Here is a 4,745-nt window from a genome sequence, read left to right as displayed (position 1 = left end):
CACCCTCACCCCCACCCCCCGTCCCGTCGGCCGTGCGTCCCGGGCGCTCAGCAGCTGATGCTGCCCCTGCGCAGCGCGTGGCCGCCGGTGTTGCTGTCGTCCGCCCAGTACACCGGCTTGCTGCCGGCCACGCACTCGCCGGCACCGGCCGGTGCGAAGCCCTCGTTGTTGAGGTTCGCCATACCGCTCGGGCGGTCGATGACGGCGGTGGCGGCGAAGACGCCGGAGGCGTCGACCTGGAAGGTCCGGTGCCGGCCGGAGCAGGTGTCGTCGCACACCGCCCACAGGCGCGCCGCCTGCGGCTCCCACTGCACCTCCATCACCCCGGCCATGCCGCTGCTGACCGAGGCGACCCGGGTGAACGCGCCCGAGTCCTGGAGGACGTAGCCGTACAGCATGCCGGTGCCCTCGACGCCGAGGAAGAACACGCCGTCCGCGTGGGCGCCGTAGCCCGCCGGGTCGTACGCGGCGCCGGTCGACTCGTCCTGGAAGCCGGCCCCGGTCAGGTAGCTGTCGGGGACCCAGGTGATGCCCTCGAAGCCGAGGTTGGAGCCCACGGCGGGCAGGCCGGCGGTCAGGTTCCACTCGCGGGTGGCGGTCAGCGTGGTCCCCGTGCCGCTCACGTCGTACTTCAGGACGGACAGCCGGCTGGTGCCGGAGGCGTCGCCGTTGCGCTCGCTCGCCACGAACACACCGCCCGCCGCACCGGCACCGGTGACCGTGACGCCCTCGCTGTCCGGGGCGCCTGTGCCCCTCGGGAACCGCAGGGTCTTGCCCGAGGCCCAGCCGCCCGTGGTGTCCGGCGTCCAGCCGCCGGAGCCGTTCGGGACCAGGCGCCAGAGGGTGCCGGAGTTCTGCGCCCCCCACATCACGTTCCCCTCCAGGGAGAGGCCGCTGAGGTCCGGGCCGAAGACGTTCGAGGCGTCGGCGGTGGTGACCGCGCCGCTGCCGGGCCAGGCCACCGGCGTACCGCCGCCGCCCGTGCCACCACAGGCGTTGGCGGAGCCGAGGGTGACCTGGGAGGCCTGGCCGAACGCGCCGGTGCCGTCCGGGCAGCGCGACCACGACCGGTCGGAGTGGCTGGTCCAGGTGAAGCCGTCGACCTGGGTGGTGCCGTCCGCCAGGTACAGCCGGGCCTTGTCGCTGGAGCCCAGACCGAACGAGCCGTGCACGTCGAAGGCGCGGAAACCGCCCGGGGCCAGGGTGGTCCCGGCGGCGATCTTGTACTTCGAGCCGTTGTTGTCGTCCTTGAGGATCCAGCCCGAGACGTCGACCGTCGTCGTGCCCTTGTTGTAGAGCTCGATCGAGTCGTTGACGCTGCCGGTGGTCACCACCTCGTTGATCCGCACGTCGGCGGCCGGGGCCGCGTGCGCCGGGGCGACGGCCAAGGCGCCGGCGGCCAGGGCCGGGCCGAGGACGCCGGCGGCGAGGAGGGACAGGGTACGGCGCCACGGGGGCACGCGCGAAGGGGTCACGACATCCGTCCAGGGGTCGGTCCGACAGGGGGCTGGCTGCACGACGGTCGCGACGCCCCCCGAACGCCCGCCCTCGACCGGGTGATTGACCCGTGAACGGTGGACGAACCGAAGCGGAGGCGGGTCAGTCGGCGGTCGTGTCCACGGCCGGCGGGGTCCATTCCTCGCGCAGCATGCCGAAGAGCACCCGGTCGTACGTCCGCCCGGCCACGCGCACGGCCTTGCGGCGCCGGCCCTCCTCGCGGAAGCCGAGGCGGGTGAACGCCCGTACGGCCCGCTCGTTGCCGCTCCAGGTGTCCAGTTCGAGCCGCTCCACCGGGTGGGCGCCGAACAGGTGGTCCACCAGCAGGCGCAGGGCCTCGGAACCGTGGCCCCGGCCCCAGTACTCCCGTTCGCCGATGGTGACACCGACCGTGGCCGAGCCGGCGTACGGATCGAGGTCGCGGTAGTCGACCATGCCGATCGGCCGGCCGTCGGTCACGGTCTCGACCGTGAGGACGGCCGCCTCGCGCGGGACGAGGCGCAGCATCGAGCCGAAGGCGAGCTCGACGGCCTCGGCCGTCACCGGCCCGAAGCAGGGGTCGTCGGCGGTGGCCCAGCGGACCACCTCGGGGTCGTTGCGCCACCGCAGGTGGTGGACGGCGTCGTCGGCGGACAGGGCGCGCAGTCGGACGTGCGTGCCTTCGAACATGGGGGCTCCTGTGCAGAGGGCGGCCGGGCCGTACCCGGAAGACCCTTCATGATCATGTCGAGTGGCGTCACCGGGGCGCAGGAGAGACGCGGGTCACACGCGGCCCCGTCGCCTTCTCGTCCGGCTTCGCCGCCGTCCCGCCCGGCCCCGTCGCCTGGGCGTCCGCGCCCGAAATTCAGGTGCGGCCCGGGGCGGCGTGCGGTCGGATGGGGGACATCCATCTCCCCGCCCAGCCGAAGGACCCCGCCCACGTGCAGGCCGCCGTCACCGTCACCCCCGCCCGCGTCCCCGAACTGCTGCTCGGCCTGGCCACCGTCCGGCCCGTGTTCCTCTGGGGCGCGCCCGGCGTCGGAAAGTCCTCGCTGGTCAGGGAGTTCGCCGAGTCGCTGGGGCTGGAGTGCGTGAGCCTGCTGGGGACGCAGCTCGCGCCCGAGGACCTGATGGGCGTGCCGCAGATCCGGGACGGCCGCAGCGTGTTCTGCCCGCCCGAGGCCATCGCCCGTGACGAGCCGTACTGCTTGTTCCTCGACGAGCTCAACGCGGCGACCCCGGACGTGCAGAAGGCGTTCTACTCGCTGATCCTGGACCGCCGCATCGGCAGCTACGAACTGCCCGCCGGATCCCTCGTCATCGGCGCCGGCAACCGCGCCACCGACAACGCCCTCGCCCGCCCCCTCGCCTCCGCCCTCGTCAACCGCCTCGCCCACGTCCACCTGGAGGTGTCCGTCCGGGACTGGCTGGTCTGGGCGGGCGAGCACGGCATCCACCCCTGGATCACGGACTACCTCACCGACCGGCCCGACCACCTGTGGTCCAAGCCGCCCAAGACCGAGGAGCCGTTCTCCACCCCGCGTTCCTGGCACATGCTCTCCGACGCCCTGCACTCCTTCGGTCCCGCACTGGACGAGGACACCCTCAAGATCCTCGCGCACGGCACGCTCACGCCCGCGCACGCCGTGTCCTTCTGCGGCTACGCCAAGATCGTCCGCCATGCCTACGGCATCGACGCGATCCTCAAGGGCGACGCCTCCTGGCCCGCCCGGCTCGCCGACCGCGATCTGCTCTACTACCTCGCCGACGCCTTCCGCGGCCGGCTGGTCAAGGAGCTGCCGGCCCGCAAGGAGCACGTCTCGCCCGCCCTGCGCCAGACCGCGCACCGGGCCAAGTCCCTGCTCGTCCAACTGGCCGAGATCTCCGTCGAGGTCGCCCAGACCGTCATCGCCGACGACGCCGACGGACAGCCGGTGCTGCCCGCGTGGTTCCTGGTGGAGGCGGCCCGCGACATGCCCCGCCTGGTCGAGGCCCGCCGGTGAGCACCCGCCACGGCACCAAGGGCGCCGGCAAGGACAAGGCCAAGGCCAAGGCGCCCGACCCGGCCACCGAGAGCTACCTCGAAGGCCGGGCCAAGGCACTGCGCCACCCCGCCTACGCCGCCCTCGAAGCCGAGTTCTGCCGCAGCCAGGACTGCCGCCTGTGCCCGCGGACCGGCCTGGTCCGCATCGACTCCAACGGGGTCCTGCACGCCCACCCCACCCGGCACGCCGAGCCCGGCGCGTGGGCCTGGGCCGTCGCGCACGGCCTGCTCCACCTGGGCTTCGGCCACGTACCCGCCGACAAGGCCACCGACCGCACCCAGCCCGACGCCTTCGACCTCGCCGCCCGCTGCGCGGTCGTCGGCCGGTTCCTGCGCAGCAGCCCCGTCGGCACCGCGCCCGACACCCTGCCCGCCACGTTCCCGGGCGGTGACGAGGAGCAGCTCGCCGCGCGCTGGCGCCGCGACGGGCTGCCCGCGGCCTACGCCGACTGCGGCACCGCCGGGCCGGAACCCGACCAGGTCCTGCGCTCCTGGCAGCACTGGCACGACCCGGCCCCCGACTGGCAGACCGCCTTCGCCGCCGCCCTCACCCGCAGCGTCTCCGCGGCCATGGACACCGCCGCCGGGCGGGACCCGGACGCCCCGCGCAAGCCCTGGGACCTGGCGCTCAACTGGTTCGTCTCCGCGTACCCCCTGCTCGGCGGGATCGCCGCCGGCCTCACCGTGGTCGCCGACGCCGAACTCGCCCGCGCCCGCGACATCTCCGTCGCCGCCGTCTCCGCCCGGGCCGGCGAGATCTACGTCAACCCGCTGCGCCGCTTCACCGACGAGCAGTGGCGCTTCGTGCTGGCCCACGAGATGCTGCACGCCGCGCTGCGCCACGGCGAACGCTGCGGCGCCCGCGACCCCTACCTGCACAACGTCGCCGCCGACTACGTCGTCAACGGCTGGCTGGTGGAGATGGGCATCGGCGAGATGCCCGAAGGGCTGCTGTTCGACCCCGCCCTCGCGGGCCTGTCGGTCGAGGAGGTCTACGACCGCATCGCGACCGACCTGCGCCGCCGCCGGCGCCTGGCCACGCTGGGCGGCAAGGGCCGCGGCGACATCCTGGGGGAGCCGCTGCCCCACCCGCACAGCCGCCCGTACGCCGACCTGGACGAGTTCTACCGCCGCGGCCTCGTCCAGGTCGGCGTACGGGCGGCTGTGCGGGTGGGGCAGCGGCTCCCCCCTGTCACCTAGAACAATCTCCGAGCCCACGAGACAC

3 protein-coding genes and 1 pseudogene are annotated in these 4,745 nt (G+C 73.9%); 2 read left to right on the top strand and 2 right to left on the bottom strand.

From position 1 onward, the window contains the following. Nucleotides 1–47: 47 nt before the first annotated feature. Nucleotides 48–1,475: a lamin tail domain-containing protein gene (locus EF918_RS32725; RefSeq protein ID WP_260610889.1), complete on the bottom strand. Its 1,428-nt coding sequence runs from the start codon at nt 1,473–1,475 to the stop codon at nt 48–50. 124 nt (nt 1,476–1,599) lie between these two features. Next, nucleotides 1,600–2,166, bottom strand: a complete 567-nt coding sequence (locus EF918_RS32720; protein WP_125652535.1) for a GNAT family N-acetyltransferase — start codon at nt 2,164–2,166, stop codon at nt 1,600–1,602. A 251-nt stretch (nt 2,167–2,417) separates the two neighbouring features. Between EF918_RS32720 and EF918_RS32715 the strand changes: the two genes are divergently transcribed. Together EF918_RS32715 and EF918_RS32710 are read left to right on the top strand one after the other, a co-directional pair. Then, entirely contained in the window at nt 2,418–3,479 is a 1,062-nt protein-coding gene (locus tag EF918_RS32715; protein WP_125652536.1) for an ATP-binding protein, read from the top strand. Continuing rightward, nucleotides 3,476–4,666, top strand: a pseudogene (locus EF918_RS32710) (hypothetical protein); the annotation flags it as partial. The gene EF918_RS32715 and the pseudogene EF918_RS32710, both read left to right, overlap by 4 nt. Nucleotides 4,667–4,745: the final 79 nt, after the last annotated feature.

Origin of the sequence: Streptomyces sp. WAC06614 (assembly GCF_003949795.1) — a bacterium.
GTDB lineage: Bacteria > Actinomycetota > Actinomycetes > Streptomycetales > Streptomycetaceae > Streptomyces.
This window is presented reverse-complemented; position numbering and strand designations above follow the sequence as displayed.